This is a genomic window from Sphingopyxis sp. TUF1, assembly GCF_036687315.1.
In the GTDB taxonomy this organism is placed as follows: Bacteria; Pseudomonadota; Alphaproteobacteria; order Sphingomonadales; family Sphingomonadaceae; genus Sphingopyxis; species Sphingopyxis kveilinensis.
Map to the genome: position 1 here is coordinate 1,979,913 of NZ_CP144683.1, position 21,382 is coordinate 2,001,294.

The 21,382-nt window shown below is 65.5% G+C and carries 20 protein-coding genes and 1 pseudogene; 12 read left to right on the forward strand and 9 right to left on the reverse strand.

What is annotated here, in order from left to right:
- Positions 1-36 precede the first annotated feature (36 nt).
- On the reverse strand, positions 37-1,674 hold the full coding sequence (locus VSX77_RS09405; protein WP_338424344.1) for a CHASE domain-containing protein: 1,638 nt from the start codon (positions 1,672-1,674) through the stop codon (positions 37-39).
- Positions 1,675-1,843: 169 nt separating this feature from the next.
- Between VSX77_RS09405 and VSX77_RS09410 the strand changes: the two genes are divergently transcribed.
- The 3 genes from VSX77_RS09410 to VSX77_RS09420 all read left to right on the forward strand — a co-directional run bounded on the left by VSX77_RS09410 (position 1,844) and on the right by VSX77_RS09420 (position 4,176).
- Positions 1,844-2,494 carry a glutathione S-transferase family protein gene (locus VSX77_RS09410; RefSeq protein ID WP_338424345.1) on the forward strand — a complete coding sequence of 217 codons (651 nt, stop codon included), beginning with the start codon at positions 1,844-1,846 and terminating at the stop codon, positions 2,492-2,494.
- Positions 2,495-2,647: 153 nt separating this feature from the next.
- Positions 2,648-3,298 carry a hypothetical protein gene (locus VSX77_RS09415; RefSeq protein WP_338424346.1) on the forward strand — a complete coding sequence of 217 codons (651 nt, stop codon included), beginning with the start codon at positions 2,648-2,650 and terminating at the stop codon, positions 3,296-3,298.
- 440 nt (positions 3,299-3,738) lie between these two features.
- On the forward strand, positions 3,739-4,176 hold the full coding sequence (locus tag VSX77_RS09420; RefSeq protein ID WP_338424347.1) for a hypothetical protein: 438 nt from the start codon (positions 3,739-3,741) through the stop codon (positions 4,174-4,176).
- Positions 4,177-4,570: 394 nt separating this feature from the next.
- Here VSX77_RS09420 and VSX77_RS09425 read toward each other — a convergent pair whose 3' ends face one another.
- The gene (locus VSX77_RS09425) at positions 4,571-5,179 is read right to left on the reverse strand and encodes a TetR/AcrR family transcriptional regulator (RefSeq protein ID WP_338424348.1); all 609 of its coding nucleotides are present in this window, start codon (positions 5,177-5,179) and stop codon (positions 4,571-4,573) included.
- A gap of 58 nt (positions 5,180-5,237) precedes the next feature.
- Between VSX77_RS09425 and VSX77_RS09430 the strand changes: the two genes are divergently transcribed.
- The 3 genes from VSX77_RS09430 (at position 5,238) to VSX77_RS09440 (ending at position 7,747) form a co-directional block, all read left to right on the forward strand.
- A complete protein-coding gene (locus tag VSX77_RS09430) occupies positions 5,238-6,128 on the forward strand; it encodes a metal-dependent hydrolase (protein WP_338424349.1) in 891 nt (296 codons plus the stop codon).
- Between the two features lie 133 nt (positions 6,129-6,261).
- A complete protein-coding gene (locus tag VSX77_RS09435) occupies positions 6,262-6,822 on the forward strand; it encodes a TetR/AcrR family transcriptional regulator (RefSeq protein WP_338424350.1) in 561 nt (186 codons plus the stop codon).
- Between the two features lie 64 nt (positions 6,823-6,886).
- Complete coding sequence (locus VSX77_RS09440) at positions 6,887-7,747, forward strand: alpha/beta fold hydrolase (RefSeq protein WP_338424351.1); 861 nt, start codon at positions 6,887-6,889, stop codon at positions 7,745-7,747.
- 21 nt (positions 7,748-7,768) lie between these two features.
- Here VSX77_RS09440 and VSX77_RS09445 read toward each other — a convergent pair whose 3' ends face one another.
- From VSX77_RS09445 to VSX77_RS09460, 4 genes are all read right to left on the reverse strand, one after another.
- Positions 7,769-9,379 carry an ABC-F family ATP-binding cassette domain-containing protein gene (locus VSX77_RS09445; RefSeq protein WP_338424352.1) on the reverse strand — a complete coding sequence of 537 codons (1,611 nt, stop codon included), beginning with the start codon at positions 9,377-9,379 and terminating at the stop codon, positions 7,769-7,771.
- A gap of 126 nt (positions 9,380-9,505) precedes the next feature.
- Positions 9,506-11,095, reverse strand: coding sequence for an MDR family MFS transporter (locus VSX77_RS09450; RefSeq protein ID WP_338424353.1), 1,590 nt, complete (start codon positions 11,093-11,095; stop codon positions 9,506-9,508).
- A gap of 177 nt (positions 11,096-11,272) precedes the next feature.
- Positions 11,273-12,367: an HlyD family secretion protein gene (locus tag VSX77_RS09455; protein ID WP_338424354.1), complete on the reverse strand. Its 1,095-nt coding sequence runs from the start codon at positions 12,365-12,367 to the stop codon at positions 11,273-11,275.
- Complete coding sequence (locus VSX77_RS09460) at positions 12,367-12,813, reverse strand: MarR family winged helix-turn-helix transcriptional regulator (RefSeq protein ID WP_338424355.1); 447 nt, start codon at positions 12,811-12,813, stop codon at positions 12,367-12,369. The genes VSX77_RS09455 and VSX77_RS09460 overlap by 1 nt, the downstream gene beginning before the upstream one ends.
- A 126-nt stretch (positions 12,814-12,939) precedes the next feature.
- Here VSX77_RS09460 and VSX77_RS09465 point away from each other — a divergent pair.
- From VSX77_RS09465 to VSX77_RS09480, 4 genes and pseudogenes are all read left to right on the forward strand, one after another.
- Positions 12,940-13,588: pseudogene (locus tag VSX77_RS09465) on the forward strand (2-hydroxychromene-2-carboxylate isomerase).
- Between the two features lie 137 nt (positions 13,589-13,725).
- Positions 13,726-14,475: a carbon-nitrogen hydrolase family protein gene (locus VSX77_RS09470; RefSeq protein ID WP_338424357.1), complete on the forward strand. Its 750-nt coding sequence runs from the start codon at positions 13,726-13,728 to the stop codon at positions 14,473-14,475.
- Between the two features lie 713 nt (positions 14,476-15,188).
- Positions 15,189-15,941 carry an alpha/beta fold hydrolase gene (locus VSX77_RS09475; protein ID WP_338424358.1) on the forward strand — a complete coding sequence of 251 codons (753 nt, stop codon included), beginning with the start codon at positions 15,189-15,191 and terminating at the stop codon, positions 15,939-15,941.
- A 75-nt stretch (positions 15,942-16,016) separates the two neighbouring features.
- Positions 16,017-17,855, forward strand: coding sequence for a M2 family metallopeptidase (locus VSX77_RS09480; RefSeq protein WP_338424359.1), 1,839 nt, complete (start codon positions 16,017-16,019; stop codon positions 17,853-17,855).
- A 221-nt stretch (positions 17,856-18,076) separates the two neighbouring features.
- On the opposite strand, the gene VSX77_RS09485 is transcribed toward VSX77_RS09480, so the two are convergent.
- A complete protein-coding gene (locus VSX77_RS09485) occupies positions 18,077-18,409 on the reverse strand; it encodes an ArsR/SmtB family transcription factor (protein ID WP_338424360.1) in 333 nt (110 codons plus the stop codon).
- A gap of 49 nt (positions 18,410-18,458) precedes the next feature.
- Here VSX77_RS09485 and VSX77_RS09490 point away from each other — a divergent pair, with 49 nt between their 5' ends.
- Positions 18,459-18,941, forward strand: coding sequence for an SRPBCC family protein (locus VSX77_RS09490; protein ID WP_338424361.1), 483 nt, complete (start codon positions 18,459-18,461; stop codon positions 18,939-18,941).
- A 7-nt stretch (positions 18,942-18,948) separates the two neighbouring features.
- On the opposite strand, the gene VSX77_RS09495 is transcribed toward VSX77_RS09490, so the two are convergent.
- On the reverse strand, positions 18,949-19,209 hold the full coding sequence (locus VSX77_RS09495; RefSeq protein WP_338424362.1) for a hypothetical protein: 261 nt from the start codon (positions 19,207-19,209) through the stop codon (positions 18,949-18,951).
- 110 nt (positions 19,210-19,319) lie between these two features.
- Here VSX77_RS09495 and VSX77_RS09500 point away from each other — a divergent pair, with 110 nt between their 5' ends.
- The gene (locus VSX77_RS09500) at positions 19,320-20,792 is read left to right on the forward strand and encodes an ATP-binding protein (RefSeq protein ID WP_338424363.1); all 1,473 of its coding nucleotides are present in this window, start codon (positions 19,320-19,322) and stop codon (positions 20,790-20,792) included.
- Positions 20,793-20,926: 134 nt separating this feature from the next.
- Here the strand turns inward: VSX77_RS09500 and VSX77_RS09505 are convergent, their stop codons facing one another.
- A complete protein-coding gene (locus VSX77_RS09505) occupies positions 20,927-21,295 on the reverse strand; it encodes a PilZ domain-containing protein (protein WP_338424364.1) in 369 nt (122 codons plus the stop codon).
- Between the last annotated feature and the right edge of the window lie 87 nt (positions 21,296-21,382).

Genomic DNA, 21,382 nt, shown 5'->3' on the forward strand with positions numbered 1-21,382 from the left:
CCTCCGGCCCGTCTCTTGCCGGGGGGGCGGGGCTTGTCAATCCACGGGCGGGGACTGGTCGGGCGCCGGCTGGTCGGGCCAGCGGATGACGATGGAGAGGCGATGGTCGTCGGCTGTGCGCGTCCATGTCCCTTTGAGCTGGCGTTCGATCATCGTGCGGATGAAGCGCGTGCCGAAGCTTTCCTGTTCGACATTCGGGGTGTCGGGCAGGCCGCTTTCGGTCCACTCGAGCGTCACCTGGCCATCCTCGCGGTGCCAGCCGACGCGAAGCTCGCCCCGGCCCGACAGCGCGCCATATTTGATGCTGTTGGTGACGAATTCGTGGAGCGCGAGCGACATCGCCTGCGCGCCCTCGTCATCGAGCCGCACCGCGGGGCCGGTGACCGCGGCGAGGCGGTCGGGCGAGACGCCGGCTAGGTCGAGCTCGCGGTGGACGATGCGTTCGAGCTCGACGGTGTCGACCGCGCCGGTGACGAGCATCTGCTTGGCGTCCGAGAGCGCGCGCATCCGGCCGTCGAACTTCGCCTCGAACTCGTCGAGGCTGGAGGATTCGCGCAAGGTAATGCGCGCGAGCGCGCCGATGCGGGCAAAGGCGTTCTTCATGCGGTGCGCCATCTCGCCGATCATCAGCTCGCGGTCCTCGGCATGGCGGGCCTTTTCGTCGGCGAGCGCTTGCGCCGCCTCGGTCCGCCGCCGCTGGACGCGGTGGAGCTGGGTGGCGAGCAGGGCAACCGCGATGCCGAAGAGCAGGATCGCAAACGGCCGGCCGAGCCGTTCGAGGAGCCGACCCGAGGAAATGCGCATCGTCCACTGGCGGTCGGCGACGCGCAGCATCTCTTCCTGCGGGTCCCAGCCGATATCGCCCTTGCGGAAGACGAGCGGCGCCGACGGCCCGTGTCCGGCATAGATTTCGATCCCGTCGAGCGTCTCGAGCTGGGGGCCAAGAACCGCGCGCATCATGTCGCCGATGCGGAACGGGGCGTAGACAAAGGCCTCGACCGGACGCGCGCCGTTCGCCGTGACGATGGTCGCGCCGTTGGCGCCGCCGGGCGCGCGGGCATAGACCGGGAGGTAGATCAGAAACCCCGGCTGTTTGACGGTGAGGCCCTTTTCCTGCGCCAGCTGGACAACGCCGCTCGCCGCCGGCTCGCCCGTCTGCCAGGCGCGGCGCATCGCGTCGCGGCGCGTGGGGTCACTGAACATATCGAATCCGAGCGCCGCGTCGCGGCGCGGCGTATAGGGTTCGACCAGGACGACCACAAAGCCGACCGGCTGGTCGGTCGCCGGCCACACCCTGATGTCGCGGCCATAGTTTTCGCGCAGCTTGGTCTCGACCGCCGCAGGCGTGCCGGCGCGCATCGCGGCGGCGATGCCGACGCCTTCCATGCCGGGCGCGTGGACTTGCGGTTGCAAGGCGGCGAGATAGGCGCGGATGCCCGGGCCGCTGGCGCTGCTGTCCGATTGATAGAGCGCGCGCACCCCCTCCAGCACCGCGACATGATCGCGCAGCCGCGCGTCGACCTGCATCGCGAGGCGCTCGACGCGGTCATGTTCCTGGGCGCGATTGTAAAAGAAGCTGCCCACCGCCGCGGCGAACGTGGCAGTGAGGATGGCGAGGCCGATAAATCGCGCCGACAGCGCGAGCAGCCGGTCTGCCCATGACGAAGGGCGCATATAATAATCCTGCCTGCTGGCTGCCGCGGCGGCCCACCCCTCTGTCCGGCGATCTTCCACGCTGCGCCGCCGATGGCAAGTCTATTTCGTGCCGATCCGGCGATGTGAGAAGGGTTGCGAATGGCAACCCTTGGCCTATGCTCGCGGCAGGTTCGGGAAAGGACATGCGATGATTGTTTATGGTTCGATAGTGTCGCCCTATGTGCGCAAGCTGCTGGCCTATATCGGTGAAAAGGGGATCGACTTCGAGCTGAAGGGCGTCGGGCTGGGCGATCCCGATCCGGGGTTCAAGGCGGCGTCACCGCTGGGCAAGATGCCCGCGATGGACGACGACGGCTTCATGCTCGCCGATTCGAGCGCGATCATCCATTATCTGGAAGCGAAGCACCCCGAACCTGCACTGATCCCCGCCGACCCCAAGGAGCGCGGGCAAGTGATCTGGTGGGAGGAGTTCGGCGACACGGTGTTCGCGGCGTGCAGCGGCAAGATGTTCTTCAACCGCATCGTCGCGCCGAAATTCCTCGGCCGTGAGGGCGACTTGACCGCCGCGGCGGCCGCCGAGGCGGAGGAATTGCCCAAGCTGCTCGATTATCTGGAGGGCGCGATCCCCGCCTCGGGTTTCCTCGTCGGCGACCGGCTGACGCTCGCCGACCTCGCGGTCGCGTCGCCGCTGATCAATTTCCGCCACTGCGGATCGTGCATCGACATGGGCAAGCATCCGAAGATCGCGGCGTGGAGCGAAGCCATCCTGTCGCGGCCTAGCATGGCGCCGTGGATTGCGAAGGAGGAGCGGATGATGGCGAAGGTTTTGGGTGGGTGAGGGCGGGGCGTTATTCTGGAGGATCAGATGCATGGCATTTCTAGCGTAACGTAACGGCGTTTCACTTGTCGCCCCAACTCGAGCTTCCGTAATTGTACTTTAACTGGTGAGGCGATAACCATTCGACATCGATATCAATATTCGGGGTCGAATGTGTCTGGATTGTTTGCGCTTGTATTTTTGGCGGCGGTCGTCGGAGTTTTCAAACCCTACATCGGCGATTTGAAGCGGTGGCACTTTGCCCTCGCCGCATTCGTGTCTTTGATTCTTGTTGGCTCGTTTGCTGATCCCAAGACGGGATCGGAACAAGCAGTGGTGACGACACCTGAAGAAAAGTCTGTCGAGAGCGTCGCCGCCGCAGATGTCGTGCCAAAGGCTGCCCAATCGAAATGGAGCTATGATGAGCAAACCGATGAGATGCGTGGAACGATCACCCGAACCGCGCGGCTCACCAGTTCTAATGAAGTGAATCTTGAATTCCCCTATGGAACGGCGAGCGGACACCTCGACGTCCGCAAGCGCCCGACTGATGGACTTAACATCATATTCAGCGTGGATAGCGGGCAGATCCTTTGTCGCAGTTACAATGACGGTCATATCTCTGTGAAGTTCGACGATCAGCCGATCAAAAATTATGGATGCGATGGCGCGAGTGACGGCAGTTCGGATGTTGCTTTCATCCGCAATGAGTCGGGGTTTCTCGCAAATCTGAAAAAGGCCAAGAAGGTGATTATCGAAGCCGAATTCTACCAGCAGGGTCGGCAGCAGTTCATGTTCGAGACGGCTGGGCTAGAGTGGCAGTAACGTTTGCGGCGGCGAACGGTCTCGCCACTTGCTCGCACTTTTAGCTTGCGCTTAAATTACGGTGACAGGTGCGCCGCCCCCGAACTTCAAAATCGCCGCCGCAGTTCGCAACAAGCCGCACTCCTGCCATGGTCCGCGGTGTTCCAAGATCACGGATGAACGCCACGCGTTCCTTGTCAGGGCATTGTGGCGTCATCCTAATTCGGGGGTGGGAGCGGTATGGGGCGATCAGGCGACAGCCTGCAATCCCTTGGGCTGGATGATGGCGAGCAGCCGAAGGGCGGCTCGTAGGGCGCATTGAAACAATGTCTGTTCTGCACACGCTGGACTCGGCTTTCGAGGAGGAACGGATTTTACTTGCCAGGTAGGCACCGCCTATTGGCATTATCGAAGCCTGAAATTATTCAGGCCCGATCGAGTTTACATTGCAGGAGGGGTAGATGCGCAATCTTGAAGAGTATGAGCAGGAAGAAATACTTGCCTTGGATGTCACTGCCGATCCGTTTTTCCAAGATTTGATCCATAGCGATGAGTATGAGTCCGTGGACATGGGCGATGGGACCGCCGCGCAGGCCGTGGCGATTGCAAAACTCCCCAATGTTGCGCGCAGGGCTTTGGACAAACTGGCCGCCGGTTTTGCTGGAGGAAAGGAAGGTTTGCATGCGTCCGTCTGTGTCGAATTCGAATTTTGCGAAAAATTGCGAAGGCTCGGCAGACTGGAAACGGCAAAACTTCTGGCTTCCTGGTTGGGCGGTGCCGTTGCAGCCGGCGTCATTGCAATGACGCTTGATCCGAGTTTGATCGGGCTATTGGCCCTCATGCTTGCATTTTATGCATTGAGCGATTTCTGCGGGTGCAAGATTCAGGTCGAGGGTTGAATTAATTCTCAACACTTCGCGCTTTCGTGAAAACGCCTTCCCACATCGTCGCGTCGTGTTTCGAGAGTTCTATGACGAATTCGCGCAGGTGAGCGCGTGGGCCGGCATTCCGTCTCGGTGCTTAGGCGATAGGGCGAGATCCCGGCCTTCGCCGGGATGACGGGGGCGTGGAGTTACAGGCTAAGCGTCATCCGGCTTTTGCCCCATGCCGTGCCCCTGCGGAGACAGGGCCCATCTTCGGGACTGGCACTCGGAGCGGCCGGTGGTGTCGAAGGCTATGGCGGGTGATGGGCCCCTGCCTTCGCAGGGCACGAAGCTTCGCGGAGGCACGCGGCGGGTTGGAATTGCGGGGCGCTGCGCGGCTTCGGTTCGCCGCCGCCCCTCAACCAGCGCGTCAGCTCCCCGCCTTGCCCCCATGGTCGGCCCAGAATTTCGCGATGCGGCCGGTGATGAGTTCGGTGGCGAGGACGCGGGCGGTGTCGCGGGGGAGGCCGAGGGCTTCGGCCATCGGGCCGCCGAGCTGGGCGTCGCCGAGCGCCATCAGGACGAGCGCGAGCGTGTCTTCGTGCATCAGCCGCTTTTCGTCGGCATCGGGCGCCATGCCGTCGATCAGGCGGTGGATCGCCTCGACGATCGGGTCGAGCGCGTCGTCGTTGCCCGTCGCCGCCATCCATGTCGCGAGCGCGCCCGCGCCGCCGCTGTTGAAGGCGTCGAAGGCGAGGTCGACGATCTCGCGCACATTGCGCTCGTCCGGCGGCGATTCGGCCATTTTTTTGCCGATCGTTTCGCACACGGTTTCGGCCTGATAGGCGGCGAGCGCCTTTTGCAGCCCCGCGGCGCTGCCAAAATGGTGGAGCAAATTGGCGTGGGTACGGTCGATCCGCGCCGCCACGGCCTTCAGCGTCACCGCCGCCGGCCCCATTTCGATGAGGATATGACGCGCCGCCTCGAGCGCCGCCGAACGGCTTTCCTCGGGACTGAGACGCTTCTTCACTATTGACATTTGTGTAAATTAAACCCTATTGCTAGCCCCGTCACCCCTTTTCGACGGTAAATGCCATATGTCCAGCCTTTCCCGGTCGCCGACCCCCGCCGATCTGTCGATCACCCCGCGCGATATGCGGTTCGGCCGCGACGACAAGCAGGGCCGTTGGTGGCTTAACGGCGATCCGATTGCCTCGGCCTTTCACACCGCGCTGTCGGTCACCTTTCCCAAGGGCGAGGCGATGTTCATCGAGGCGGTGAAGGCGCACCGGGGCGGCGTTCCCGACAAGCTGGCGCGCGAAATCCGCGCCTTTACCCAGCAGGAAGTGATCCACAGCCGCGAGCATGTCGTGTTCAACAAAAAGGCGGCCGAGGCGGGGTACGACCTGTCCGAACTCGAAGCCGATGTCGATGAGGTGATGGAGCTGATCAAGGCGCGCCCGCCGATCGTCAACCTGATGGCGACGATCGCGCTCGAACATTATACCGCGATGATGGCCGCGGTGATGCTGCGCGAGGACAGGATGTATGCGGGCGCCGAGCCCGAATGGGCGGCGCTGTGGAAATGGCACGCGATCGAGGAAATCGAGCATAAGGGCGTCGCGTACGACACCTGGCTGCACGCGACGAAGGACTGGAGCCGGTTTCGGCGCTGGCGCGCCAAGTCTATCATGATGCTGCTCGTCACCACGCGTTTCTGGCCCAAGCGGGTGAAGGGGATGAAGGCGCTGCTCAAGCAGGACGGGCTGACCGGCTGGCGCGTCACGGCGCGCATCTGGTGGTATCTGCTCGGATCGCCCGGCGTGCTGCGCAAAAGCTTTCTGCCGTGGCTGTCCTATTTCATGCCGGGTTTTCACCCGTGGAACCACGACGACCGCGCGCTGATCGGCAAATATGAAAGCGATTATGCCGACGCGGTAATGCCGGCGCATTCGTCGCGGCCCGAGCTGGCGGCGGCGGCGGGCTGACTTGACCCTTTCCTGCGAAGCGCGCCGCCCGGTCGCGCGGGTAAATTGCTTCATCCGCCGAACCATTTTCGGCTATCGCTGATCGACGACAGGTCCCTCAGCGGCCTTGAAACGCCGACCGGATGGAGAATCGATGCCGCGCCCCAAGACCATTTCCGATGCCGAGGTTATCGAGGCGGCGCTGGCGATGCTGGCGGAAAAGGGGCCGTCGTTCACGATCACCGACATCGCCGACCGCGTGAAGCTGTCGCGCGCGACGCTGATCCAGCGGTTCGGCGATCGCCAGGCGATATTGCTGCGCATGGCCGATTTTCAGGTCGAGCAAACCCGGCTGTGGCTTGACGGGATGCCGTCCGAGTCCGGCCCCGCGGCTTTTCGCGCGTTCGTCGAAACCATCGTCAACAGCATGGGCGAAGGGGCCGGGTTTTCGGCCCATGTCGCGATCGCGGCGCTCGAGGCGCGCGATCCGGCGCTGCGCGCGCGCGCCGCCGAACGCTATCGGCTGGTCCAGCAGGCGATTGCGGAGCGCGCCGCTTTCCACAGCGACCCCGTGGGTTTTGCCGGGCATATTCATGCCATCATCGCCGGGGCGACGATGCAGTGGGTGGCCGATCCCGCACAGTCGGGGCTGGCCGATTTCATCCTTGCGCGCCTGCGCTGGGCGATTGCCGAAATGGCGCCGGAAAAGCCTTGAACGCCACTCCCGACTCAATATAACCTACGCGTAGGTTATATTGAGTCGGGAGTGGGTCGCGGCAATGATACGCAGGAACAACGGGCAGGTCGTCCATCGGGACATGATATTGGCGACCGAGGAGTTCGGCGAAGCCGATGACCCGGCGATTGTCCTGATCATGGGCGCGACCGCCTCGATGATCGGGTGGCCCGATGGCCTGTGCATCGATCTGGCGCGTCATGGATTTCGCGTCGTCCGCTTCGACCATCGCGATACCGGCCGGTCGACCACGGTCCCGCCCGGCGAGGCTGATTATGCGGTCGAGGATATGGCGGCCGACGTCGTGGCGATATTGGATGGCCTGGGCCTGGGTCACGCGCACCTCGTCGGCATGTCGCTGGGCGGCTATATCGGCCAGATGATCGCGGTCGATCACCCGGCGCGCGTCGCAACGCTGACGCTGATCGCGTCCGAGCCGCTGGGGTGGGATGGCGACCCGCTGCCGCATATCGCGCCCGAATTCATGACGCATTTTGCCGCGCTGGAGACGCTCGACTGGACCGACGCAGCGGCGGTCGAGGATTTTCTGGTCGGCATCGACGCGCTCAGCTGCGGGCCGGGGCATCGTTTCGACGCCGCCGCATCGCACGCGCAGGCGCGCCGGGCCCTGTCGCGGACCGCCAGCCCCGCCAGCATGTTCAACCATGCGACGGTGGAGGCGCGACAGGAATGGGCGGGGGCATATCGCCGGATCGCACAGCCGACGCTTGTCATCCACGGACAGGATGACCCGGTGCTGCCCATCGAAAATGGCCGCGCGCTGGCGGCGGGCATAGCCGATGCGCACATCGCCGAGCTGGCAGGGGTCGGCCATGAACTTCCGGCGGCGCATATCCCGAAGATCGCCGCGCTGATCGCGCGCCATGCCAAGGGCGAGGGCTGAACAGGCCATCGGCGATGTAAATCAGGGATCGGCCGTATCCCGGCGGGCGGTGCCGGCACCCAGAGCGACCGTGCGGTCGATCCCGATCGCATCGAGAAACATGCCGTCGTGGCTAACGACGAGCAGCGCGCCGTCATAGGCGGCGAGCCCGCTTTCGATCGCGGCGAGCGAATCGATGTCGAGGTGGTTGCCCGGCTCGTCGAGGATCAGCAGTTGCGGTGGCTGCGGCGCGCCGAGGACGCAGGCGAGCCCGGCGCGGAGCAGCTGGCCGCCGCTGAGCGTGCCGGCGATGCGATCGGCGGCGTCGGCGCGAAAGCCGAAGCGCGCGAGTGCGGCGCGGCATTGATTGTTCGTCGTGCCCGGATTGCGCGCGAGTAAATTGGCGGCGATCGAGCGCGCGGGGTCGAGGAGGTTGACGCGCTGGTCGAGCAGCGCGAGCGGGACGCCGACGCGGACTTGTCCCGACCATGGTGCGAGCGTCCCGGCGACGAGCGCGAGCAGGGTGGATTTTCCTGAACCGTTGGGGCCGGTTATCGCGATCCGTTCGGGGCCGGTGACGGTGAGCGAGAGATTGTCGATCACCGGGGGCGCGGCGCCATAACCCGCGGTGACGCGATCGAGCACGAGCACGGTGCGCGACATGGGCAGACCCGTCGATGGCAGGCCGGCCGACAACGGATCGGCGGTCTCAACGCGTGCGCGGGCAGCGGCGAGTTCGGCTGCGGCGTCGGCGCGCTGGCGATCGGCGAGGCGACGGGCCGCGGCGCGCGTTTCTTCCGCGCGGCGTTTGAGAGCGCCCGTGAGGATTCGCGGCAGGTCGCCGCGCGCACCCTTGGCGCGCCCGCGTTTGTCGCGACGATCCTGTTTTTCATGCGCGGTCTGCGCTTGTTGCCGTGCGGAGTCGATACGCTTTTCGGCGTTCGCGAGATCGGCTTCGGCCGCCGCTTGCTCGACCGCCTTGCGCGCACGATATGCGCTCCAGCCGCCGCCATAGCGTGCCGCGCCGGTGGCGGAGAGTTTGACGATCGCGTCCATTTCCTCGAGCAGTTCGCGGTCGTGGCTGACGACGATCGCGCCGCCGCGCCAGCCGCGGAGGAGCCGGCGCACGATCGCGCGCCCTTCGCGGTCGAGGTTGTTGGTGGGCTCGTCGAGGAGGAGAAAGTCGGGCGCGGCGAACATCGTGCCCGCGAGCGCAGCGCGCGTGCGCTGGCCGCCCGAGAGGTGCGCGAGCGGGGCGTCGGCGGGTACGGCTAGGCCGATCGCGGCAAGGGCGGCGTCGAGCCGGGCTTCGAGCGTCCAGTCGGCGCGCGCGAGTTCGTCGGCGGTCGCGGTGCCCGCCTCGGCCTTGCGCAGCAGCGCGAGTCCGTCGGTGGCGCCGAAAAGGTCGGCGATGGTTGCGGCGGCGTCGACCTGTACCGTCTGGCGCAGCATCGCGACGCGGCCGTCGATGGCGATATGGCCGCCGGCGGGGGCAAGCTCGCCGGTCAGGAGGCGCAGCAGCGTCGATTTGCCGACACCGTTGCGCCCGACGATGCCGGTGCGTTCGGGCTGGAACTGAATGTCTAGGTTCGAGAGGACGGCGCGGCCGTCAGGCGTGGACCAGCTGAGGTCGGCAAGGGTGATCGAAGGCATGGACAAGGGCTTTCCTGGCGGCAAGGCGGGGCGGCGTTGCGGTCAGGTTGCGATCCATGGCGGGGACTCCGTTGCGGTTGAGGGGCGCTTTTTTAGGATGATTGGCGGCGCGATGCAAATGGGCTGCTAATGCCCCATGTCGGCGGCCGATGCCCTGGGCGCGCCGGCTTTGGGCGGGCGGAGCAGGAGGACGAGGGGGACCGAAAGCGCCGTCACCCACATCATCGCCCAGAAATCGTCGATATAGGCGACCATCGCCGCCTGCCGGTTGATCTCCGCATCGAGCATCGCCAGCGCACTGTCGCCGACGATACCGAAGCGGTCGGCGGTCGAGGGGTCGAGGAGCGCGACCGAGCTGTTGGTGACATGCGCGGCAATATCCTGATGGCTCGTCTGGATATTCGCGCCGAGCAGGGTCGTGACGACCGAGATGCCGACCGAGGCACCGAGGCTGCGCAGCAGGTTGAGCAGGCTCGACCCGTCGGTGCGGTGCTGCGGTGCGATCGTCGCGAAGGCCATGGTGTTCAGCGGAATGAAGATCAGCCCCATGCCGAGCCCCTGCACCAGCCCGCTGATAATCACCGGCTGCATCCCCATGGCGAGCGACCAGTGGCTCATCTGCCACAGCGAGAAGGCGGCGATGGCGAGGCCGGTGCCGACGAGCCAGCGCGCGTCGACCTTGCCCAGCAATTGCCCCGCGACCCACATGCTCGCGAGGATGCCGATGCCGCGCACCGCGAGCACCAGCCCGGTGTCGATCACCGGCCAGCCAAACAGATTTTGCAGCATCGGCGGCAACAGCGCCATCGACGCAAACATGACGATGCCGATGACGATCATGAAGCCCATCGCGGTGACGAGGTTGCGGTCGGCGAGCATTGCGCGGCTGAACAAGGGCGCGCGCGCGGTGAACAGATGGACGAAGAAGATCCACAGGCACGCGACCGCGACGCCGAGTTCGATCCAGATCTCGATGCTGTCGAACCAGTCGAGATGCGCGCCGCGGTCGAGCATCAGTTGCAGCGCGGCGAGCCCCAATGCGAGCATCGAAAAGCCGAAGAGGTCGAACTTGCGGCGTGTCCGGCGCATCGCGGGAAGCAGCGCCCACATCAGCGCGAGGGTGACGAGCCCGACGGGCAGGTTGACGTAGAAAACCCAGCGCCAGTTCGCCTGTTCGGTCAGCCAGCCGCCGAGCACGGGGCCGAGAATGGGGCCGATCATGATCCCCATGCCCCAGATCGACATTGCGCGCGCATGGCGCTCGGGCGGGTTGATGTCGAGCATCACCGACTGCGACAGCGGGCCGATGAATGCAGCGAAAACGCCCTGGAGGAAGCGGAAGGCGATCATCTGTTCGAGCGATTGCGCCGCGCCGCACGCCATCGACGCGACGATGAAGCCGGTGACAGCGGCGAGGAAGAGCTCGCGCCGCCCGATGCGGTCGGCGAGCCAGCCGGTGATCGGCATCGCGATCGCGCTGGCGAGGATATAGCTGGTGAGCACCCACGTCACCGTCTCGCTCGTCGCGCCGAGCGCCGACTGCATATGCGGGATCGCGACGTTGGCGATCGTCGTGTCGAGGATCTGCATGATCGACGCGCCCATGACGGCGACGGTGAGCAGCCCGCGGTAGCGGATGCGTTGGTGGAGCGGGATGCTGTCGTCGGCGGGGAGCGCGGCGGCGGCGGGACGGCGGGGGAGGGAGCGGGAGGCCATGGCTAGACAGGATCCTCCCTGCCGCGCAGCGGTGGGGAGGGGGACCGCCGCCGCAGGCGGTGGTGGAGGGGCGGCAACGTCCGCGCAAAAGCCCCTCCGTCAGCGCTTCGCGCTGCCACCTCCCCATCGCTTCGCGACAGGGAGGATCGATCGGTGTTGGACGAGACGCGCACCCCGCTACTTCGTAAACACCGTCACGTCCGCCGACAGCCCGGCGATCATGTCGCGCGCGGGTTTTTCGTCGAAGGCGATGCGCACGGGGACGCGCTGCGTCACCTTGACCCAGTTGCCGGTGGCGTTCTGTGCCGGAAGCACCGAAAATTCGCTGCCGGTGCCCGCGCCGATCGTCAGCACATGACCGCGGACCTTGAGCCGCGGATAGGCGTCGAAGCGGATTTCGGCGCGCTGGCCGACGCGCATGTCGGCAAGGTCGGTTTCCTTGAAATTCGCCTCGACCCACGGATGCCCGGTGTCGACAAGCGTCAGCGCGGGCAGTCCCGCAACCATCGTCTGCCCGACCTGCAGCCGGTCGGCTTGGGCGACGCGGCCCGCGCCGGGCGCGCGGACGGTGGTGCGCGCGAGATTGACCTCGGCCTGCGAGCGCTGGACGCGCGCGGCCTGCACCTCCGGATTGACCCCGCTCGACGGACCCGCGGCGAGTTTGGTGCGCGCTTCCACTGCAGCCGCTTCGGCCTGACGGACGCGCTCGCGCGCCTGCGCAAGCGCGTGGCGCGACGCATCATAAGCGGCGCGCGTCGTGAAGCCCTTTTCCATCAGCGCTGCCTGCCGGTCGAAATTGACCTGCGCGAACTTCACATCCTCGCGCGCCGCGGCGATGTCGACACTGGAGGTATTGGCGCTGGCCGACAGATTGCCGACCTCGACCTCGGCGGCGTCGATCGCGGCGGTCGCTTGCGCGACGCTGAGCGCATAGGGTTCGCTGTCGATACGGAACAGCAGCTGGCCCTTGGCGACTTGCTGCCCATCGCGCACGGCAACCTCGGTGATGCGCCCGCCGACTTCGGCGGCCACCGAGACCTTGTCCATCTGGACATAGGCATTGTCGGTCGAGACCGACCCGCCGCTCAGCAGCCACCAGCCCGCGCCGCCCGCGACGAGGAGCGCGGGCAGGCCGAACATGAGGAGGCGCGTGCGCCAGCCGGGCTTTGCCGCGGCTTCGGCAGCGGGGGGCGGCACGGGGTCGGCTTTGGGCACGGCTTTCGGTGGCGCGGCGGCTTCGGCGTCGGCGCGGGTGGGGGCGATCTGGTCCATCAGGCGGGTTCCGCTTCTTTCGCGCAGACGCGGCGCGACAGGTTGGCGCGCACGCGCTCGACCAGGCCGAGGAGCCGGTCGCGTTCATCCGCGCTCAGCCCTTCGAGCGCCTCGTCGTTCAGTGCCTCGACGGCGGGGCGGATGCCGCCGAGCAACTCGGCGGCGCGCGCGGTCAGGTAAAGCTGCCACGCGCGGCGGTCGGCGGGGTCGGCGCGGCGCTCGACCAGCTCCGCCTCGACCAGCCGGTCGACCATGCGCGACAGGGTGATCGGTTCGACCTCGATCAGATCGGCGAGCGGGCCCTGCCGGATGCCCTCGTGCCGTTTGAGGTAGGTGATGAGCCGCCATTGCAGCGCGGTGATGCCGCTGTCCCGCGCGCGTGCGTTGAAGGCGCGGCGATAGAGCCGCGCGGTATCGTTGAGGATAAAGCCGATCGTTTCCGTCATGGCATAAAATATAATAGCAATTGCTACTATATTCAACCACCGTGCGGGATTGGCAAACATCTCGAATATGGTGTAAATTTTCTTTACAATGCTTGCATGACGTCATTTTTTTGGCAGGATGCGCCGATGACTCTGACCGCCGACCTTTTCTGGTCTTTTCGCTCGCCGTACAGCTATCTTGCCATCGGCCGCTATCGCGCGCTCGCCGCGAGCCACGACGTGACGATCAAGCTGCGCCCCGTCTATCCGCTCGCGATCCGCCAGCCCGATTTTTTTCGAGCGCAACCATCCCAATTGGCTGAGCTATACGATGCGCGACATGATCCGCGTCGCGCAGTTCCACGGCATTCCGTTCGGCCCGCCGCGCCCCGACCCGATCGTCCAGAATGTGACGACGCGCGCAATCGCCGCCGAGCAGCCCTATATCTATCGCCTTACCCGGATGGGACAGGCGGCGGCGCGGCGCGGCAAGGGGCTGGGCTTTGCGCATGAGGTCGGCCAGCTGATCTGGGGCGGCGCGGTCGACTGGCATCTCGGCGACCATCTCGCCGGCGCGGCGCGGCGCGCGGGGCTGAGCCTTGCCGAACTCGACGTCGAGGCGGTCGACGATGCTGCCGCGCTCGACAATGAGATCGCGGGCAACCAGGTCGCGCTGGAGATCGCAGGCCATTGGGGGGTGCCGACCCTGGTGTTCGAGGGCGAACCCTTTTTCGGGCAGGACCGGATCGAGATGGCGAAGTGGCGGATGGAGCAGAAGGGGCTGCGGGTGCGGTAGGGCTGGGCGCGATCCTTATCCTTCTCGGCTTGGCGTTGATGAGGGATTTTTGGGCGGGCAGCGGCTGGTCCATGTTGGGTTTGCTTAGGCGCAAATAACGCTCTATTGTCGCTTAATAGCTTGAAAGTGCGTTCTTTATGATCATCGCAGCCGCACAGTTCCAGAGCCAGGCGGGCAAGGTAGCGCTCAATGTGCGCAGGCATGTCCAGTTCGCTGAAGAGGCGAAACGTCGGGGCGCGGGCCTTCTTGTCTTCCCGGAGTTATCGCTTTCAGGATATGAGCCGGACTTAGCCGAAGCCTTGCAGACCGATGCCGACGATGAGCATTTTGAGCCGCTGAGATTGTGCGCGCAAGAGCTGGCGTTGACTGTCTGCGCTGGAATGCCGTTGAAGACCGACGGCAAGCCCGAGATCGGCATGATCATTTGGCACGCAGATGGACGGGTCGAAACCTATTCAAAACAGATTCTACACGAGGATGAGCTGCCCTTTTTCTCGGGCGGAAAGCGCGACCTGATCATTTCGTATGGCGACATGCGCCTGGCTCCCGCGATTTGTTATGAGTCGGTGCAGGCCGGTCACGCAGAGGCTGCAAGCAAACGCGGCGCGAATATCTATCTTGCGTCGGTGGCAAAACCATCAGGCGGCATGAGGAAGGCGCTCACCCACTATCCCGCCATCGCCAAGCAATATGGAATGGCGGTCATCGTGGCGAACGCCGTCGGCCCGTCCGATAATTTTGTTGCGGTCGGACAATCGGGAGCCTGGACCTCGGCGGGAACATGCGTCGGCGTTTGCGACGAAACCGAAGAAGCGCTTTTCGTGACGAATATGGCCGATGGTTCGGTCCAGATCGTCAATGAGCCGGTCGCGGGTTGTTTAGCCTAGGCGGTCGGCGCAGCGCGGCGCGGGCTGACCCTTGCCGAGCTTGACGTCGAGGCGGTCGACGATGCCGCGGCGCTCGACAATGAGATTGGCGAATCGAGCAGAAGGGGCTGCAGCCGAGGTATGGCCGGGGGTGCTGACGTGGTTCGGTGGCGGCGATTTTGGGGTGGTGAGCGGGCGTTCGACGCAACTGGAGCCCCTCCCCTTTAGGGGAGGGGTTGGGGTGGGGGCTATCGGCCTTGCGCGAGGCCGATAGCCCCCACCCCACTACGACTAGGCAGCAAGCTGCCAAGTCTTCGTTGCCCCTCCCCTGAAGGGGAGGGGCTGGCTTTTCCTTATGTCCGCTCCCGGTCTTTTCCAGACATTCGTCATCCCGGACTTGATCCGGGGTTCATAGCAACGCGGCCGTCATAGACCCCGGATCAAGTCCGGGGTGACGATGATGAAATATCCTCCCTGTCGCGCAGCGATGGGGAGGTGGCAGCGCGAAGCGCTGACGGAGGGGCTTTGGCGCTACCGTCGCGGCCTCTCCACCACGCCCTTCGGGCGCGGTCCCCCTCCCCATGGCTGCGCCACAGGGAGGATATTATGTCCGCAATCGGCCGTTTTCGATCATCCCGCTGTCCGCTGGGATCGAGCGAAGTCGGGACGCTCTTTGTCGGCCGCCCGCCCTTGCCCGGTTGCGCGCGTTCCGGTGAAGCGGGTAAGGCGAAGCTATGACGACTGACCCCCAATTTTTCGAGGCGCGCGACGGCGTGCGGTTGGCGTGGCGCGAAACGGGAGAGGGCCGGCCGGTCGTGATGCTCCACGGCCTGTTTTCGAGCGGCGAGGTCAACTGGATCAAGTTCGGGACCGCGGCGCGCATCGCGGCCGAAGGCTACCGCGTCATCATGCCCGACCTGCGGGTCCATGGATCGAGCGACGCCCCGCACGAGGAAGAATTTTATCCGCCCGATGTGCTGGTGCGCGACCTGGAGGATCTGGTTGCGCACCTGGGCCTGACCGATTTCGACCTTGGCGGCTTTTCGCTCGGTGCGCGGACCAGCGTGCGCGCGGTCGTCGCGGGGTTGGCGCCGCGTCGGCTGATCCTGGGCGGCATGGGGCTCGCGGGGCTCGCCGGGTGGCAGCGGCGCGGCGCCTTTTTCAAGCGCGCGATCGCCGAATATGAGACCGCGAAGCGCGGCGACGACACCTGGCTGTCGATCCAGTTCATGAAGACGATGAAGGTCGACCGCATCGCCGCGGGGCATTTGCTGGAAAGCTTTACCGACACGCCGCCCGAGGCGCTGGCGGCGCTGACGATGCCGGTGCTCGTCGTGTGCGGCGAGCAGGATCAGGACAATGGATCGGCCGAGGAGCTGGTCGCGGCGCTGGCCGATGCGCGGCTCTCAACGATTCCGGGGACGCATATGTCGAGCGTGACCGAGCCCGAGTTGGGCGAGGCGATCGCGGCGTTCCTGACGGGTTGACCGCGCGCGCGGGGCGCGCCAAGCTGGACCCATCGCGCCAGAGAGCGCAACCGGAAGATCCAGAGGACGCACCCCATGAAAGCCATGATTTCGACGCTGTCGCTTGCCCTGTCGCTCGCGGTGGCGACCCCCGCCTTTGCGCAGACGGCGCCCGCCGCCGCCCCCACTGCTGCCCCCACTGCTGCCGACGCCGAAGCCTTTATCGCCGCGGCGGAGAAAGACCTGTTCGACTATACGGTCGAGGCAAGCCAGGTGAACTGGGTCAATTCGACCTATCTGACCGAAGACACCGATGCGATGGCGGCGCGGATCAACGCGGTCGGCACCGAAAAGGCGGTGAAATATGCGCTGGAAGCCGCGAAATATAGCGAGGTTTCGGGGCTGAGCGCCGAAACGAAGCGCAAGCTCACGATATTGCGCACCGGATTGGTGCTGCCCGCGCCGACGACGCCCGGCGCCGCGACCGAACTGAACAACATCGCCACCGACCTGCAGTCGCAATATGGCAAGGGCCGCGGCACGCTGAACGGCAAGGAAATTTCGGGTTCGGACATCGAGGCCGAGATGGGCAATCTGGAACGCACGCCCGCCGAGCTCGCCGAAATGTGGACGAGCTGGCACGACAATGTCGGCGCACCGATGAAGCAGGACTATGTCCGCATGGTCGGCATCGCGAACGAAGGTGCGAAGGAGCTGGGCTTTGCCGACACGGGCGCGATGTGGCGGTCGGGATACGACATGCCTCCCGAAGAGTTTGCCAAGCTGACCGAGAAAATCTGGCAGGACATGAAGCCGCTGTATGTCGCGCTCCACACCTATGTCCGCTGGAAGCTCAACGAGAAATATGGCGACGCGGTGCAGCCCAAGACCGGGCCGATCCGCGCCGACCTGCTCGGCAATATGTGGGCGCAGGAATGGGGCAATATCTATCCGCTCGTCGCGCCGCCGGGAACGGGCGACCTGGGGTATGACATCGGCGAGCTGCTCACCGCGCAGGGCAAGTCGCCGCTCGACATGGTCAAGATCGGCGAGAATTTCTATTCGTCGCTCGGCATGGCGCCGCTGCCCGACACCTTCTGGAAGCGCAGCATGTTCACCAAGCCCGCCGACCGCGAAGTCGTCTGTCACGCCTCCGCGTGGGACATCGACAACAAGGACGACATCCGCATCAAGATGTGCATCAAGGTGAATGCCGACGATTTCGTCACGATCCACCACGAGCTCGGCCATAATTATTACCAGCGCGCCTATAAGGACCAGCCGTTCCTTTACCTGAACGGGGCCAACGACGGCTTCCATGAAGCGATCGGCGATTTCGTCGCGCTGTCGATCACGCCGCAATATCTGGTCGACATCGGCCTGCTCGACAAGGCGCAGGTGCCGAGCGCCGACAAGGACATTGGCCTGCTGCTGCGGCAGGCGATGGACAAGGTCGCCTTCCTGCCGTTCGGCCTGCTCATCGACCGCTGGCGCTGGGGCGTGTTCGACGGGACGATCCAGCCCGCCGATTACAACAAGGCGTGGACCGACATGCGCACCCAGTATCAGGGCATCGTCCCGCCGGGCGCCCGCCCCGCCGATGCGTTCGACGCGGGGGCCAAGTTCCACATTCCGGGCAACACCCCCTACACCCGCTATTTCCTCGCGCGCGTGCTGCAGTTCCAGTTTTACGAGGCGGCGTGCAAGCAGGCGGGGTGGAAGGGGCCGCTCCACCGCTGTTCCTTCTACGGCAACAAGGCCGTCGGCGCGAAGCTGAACGCGATGCTCGAGATGGGGGCGTCGAAGCCGTGGCCCGACGCGCTCCAGGCCTTCACCGGCAAGCGCGAGATGTCGGGCAAGGCGATGGCCGATTATTTCGCGCCGCTGAAGGCGTGGCTCGACCAGCAGAACAAGGGCAAGCCGCAAGGGTGGTAAGACGCCGCGGGTAGACATGACGAGGCCGGGGAGGGGACTTCCCGGCCCTTTTTTGTTGGTGGGAATGGCGGGTTGGGGGTGGACAGCTGACCCTCCTTATTCGTCATCCCGGCGAAGGCCGGGATCTCGCCGGTGCGCCAAACCGCTAGGGTGAGATCCCGGCCTTCGCCGGGATGACGATGATAGATATTGCAATTTCGGCCGCATCCCGCGGTTCCCGGCTACGCTTTGCCCGCCTCCACCGCCTGCTTGAACCGCGCGAGCCGCGCCGATGCTGCCGCGGCGTGGGGGCCGATCCAGCGGTCGTGGATGTCCTGGATCGGCATCGCATTGAGGTGGTTCCAGCGTTCGCGGCCGCGGCGTTCGGCGATGACCAGCCCGGCATCCTCCAGCACTTTGAGATGCTGCATCACCGTGCAGCGGTCCATGTCGGCAAAATGGGCGCAGATCGCCCCGGTGGTCAGCGGCTGATCCTTGAGATCGTCCAAAATCTGCCGCCGCACGGGCGAAGCCAGCGCCTTGAAAACCGCATCATATTCGCCGTGAATTGACATGTTGTAAAAATATAACATAATGATCCGCGACTCAAGCGGAGAATGAGGCATGGAACTGAAATTCAGGGTCGCGGCGCGGATCGCGAAGCCGGTGGGCGAAGTGTTCGAGGCGGTCGCCGACCCCGCGAACCTGTCCGCCTATTTCACCACCGGGGGCGCCAAGGGGCGGCTGGAGACCGGCGCGACGGTGACATGGGACTTTGCCGATTTTCCCGGCGCCTTTCCGGTCTATGTGATCGAGGTGGTGAAGGACGAGCGCATCGTCCTCGAATGGCAGGCGAGCGAAGGTGAGGCGCCCAATGTCGAGGGCGGCGAGCTGACCGATGCCGATTATCGCACGCGCGTGACGATGAGTTTCAAGGCGCTGGACGACGGGCGCACGCTGGTCGAGATCGCCGAGGAAGGCTGGCGCGAAAATCAGGCGGCGCTCGGTGCGTCCTATGGCAATTGCCAGGGCTGGGCGCAGATGCTCTGCGCGCTCAAGGCTTGGCTGGAATATGGCATCAATCTGCGCGAGGGGATGTACGTATAGGGGCGCGCTATTCCCCGCCCGCGCGGTCAATCAGGTCCATGAAATCGCGCGCGGCGTCGCGTTCGCTTTCATTCTTGAAGGCCACGTCGAGGTCGGGGGCGTCGCCGAGCATGTACATCAGCGCCCACAGCGCAAAGCGGCGGCCGGGGTTGGTTTCCAGCCCGAAATCGACGCGCATCCGCTCGGTGCCCACGGCGCGCGCCTCGGGGTGGATCGCGCCAAGGTCGGCGGTGCCGAAATAGCGGCGGAGCTGGTCATCGAAATCCATGGGGGTCTTTTGGGCGGATCGCGTGGAAAGGCAAGGCGTGCGGCAAAAATCGGACCGGGTGCGGCGGCACGCGGTTGTCATCCGCCGGGGGCGCCGATAGGGCAGCGCGGGTGAAGACCAGCATCGAGATCGGAACCGACGCGGCGGGGCAGGGCGTGCGTATCGACGTGCAGGAACTGCTCGCGACGCGCCTGCTGGTGCAGGGCAATTCGGGGTCGGGCAAGTCGCACCTGCTGCGCCGCATCCTCGAGGAAAGCGCCGCGCTGGTGCAGCAGGTCGTCATCGATCCCGAGGGCGATTTCGTGACGCTGGCCGACGAATACAGCCATGTCGTCATCAACGGCGGCGATTATAATGAGCGCGAGATTGCGGCGATGGGCGCGCGGATTCGCGAACATCGCGCTTCGATCGTCCTCAGCCTCGAGTCGCTCGACATCGAGGCGCAGATGACCTGCGCCGCCGCGTTCCTCAATGCGCTGTTCGACGCGCCGCGCGAGCATTGGTTTCCGGCGCTGGTGGTGGTCGACGAGGCGCAGATGTTCGCGCCGTCGGCGTCGGGCGACGTGTCCGACACCGTGCGCCGCGCGAGCCTGTCGGCGATGACCAATTTGATGTGCCGCGGGCGGAAACGGGGTTTGGCGGGCGCGATCGCGACGCAGCGGCTGGCGAAGCTGGCCAAGAATGTCGCCGCCGAGGCGAGCAATTTCCTGATGGGGCGCACCTTCCTCGACATCGACATGGCGCGCGCGGCCGACCTGCTCGGCATGGAGCGGCGGCAGGCGGAGGCGATCCGCGATCTGGAGCGCGGGCATTTCCTGGGGTTGGGCCCCGCGATCTCGCGCCGCCCGCTGTCGATCCGCATCGGCGCGACGCGGACGGCGACGCGGATGGGGACGCACAGCCTGATGCCGCTGCCCGCCGCGGACGGTGACGATATGCGGTCGATGCTCTTTGCCGAGGAAGAGGTTCCCGCAGCGCCGCGGGCCGTCGCGGCCGAACCCGAGCCCGTCGCGGCAGGCGAGCTGCTCGAACGGATCGCGGCGAGCGAGCCGCTACACACCGACGCGGCTACGCCGCCGGTGCTCGACATCGTCGAAGCGGCGGCCGAGGCCGAGGAGACCGATGCGGTTGTGATCGCCACGCTGGAGGCGATGCTGGACGATCCCGATAGCGCCTTTCAGCCCGAAGCGATGCTGTTTCAGGATTTTTCGGTGCGCTGCCGGATGGCGAAGCTGCGGAAAGTGCCGCTCGACCTCGCCGCCTTTCGCCGCCGCTTTGCGCTGGCGAAGGGGGGCGTGTTCGACCCCGCCGAGCCGCGCTGGCAGGGCGCGCTTGCGGTTGCCGACCGCCTGCCGCCCGACATGGTCGCGCCCTTTCTGCAGATCGCGCGCGCGGCGATGGAGGGCACGCCGTGCCCCGACGACGAGGCGCTCGGCCGCGCCTATGGCAGCCGCTCGCCGGGGCGTATCCGCCGCCTGATCGACTATATGGAGAAACAGGGCGCGATTGTCGTACGCGCCGATTTCGGCGGGCGGCGGTCGATCGGGATTCCCGAGCTTGGGCTCAGCACCGAGGCGGAATAGCGACGGCGCGAGCAGCGCTCCCCTTGTCCGTCATTCCGGCGACGGCCGGAATCTCACCCTCGCGCGATGACGCAGGCGGCGAGATCCCGGCCTTCGCCGGGATGACGATTGTGGGGAGCAGGGAGGGCTGCGCTTCAGATCAAACCGCGGCGACCGAAGGTGACGGGGCGCTGGCTTTGGAAAATTCGCGCCGGATCGACCATCGCCGCGGTGCGGGCGCGGTCGAGCGCGGTGTAAAGCGGGCCGTGGGTGAGTTCATAGGGAAAGCGCACGCCCATGCGGTCGATTTCGGACCACATCACGACGGCATAGACGACCTGCCCGCCGTAATGGATTTCACAGCGCGAGCGCACAGGCATCGATGCGCCGTCGATCCGGGCGCCGCCCTCGGACAGGTCGGTGATCCGGCCCTCGACAAGGTTCAGCACGCCATTGACGGTGACGTCGATGGCGACGGAAGTGCGCTGATGGCTGCGCAGCGTGGGGGTTGGGGTGCTGGTCATGGCGCGATGCTACGCCGATCATGGTAAATTTTCCGGTAACGATGATCGCTGGCGGTGTGGCAATTTTGCCTTTCGATTCCCCCGCGC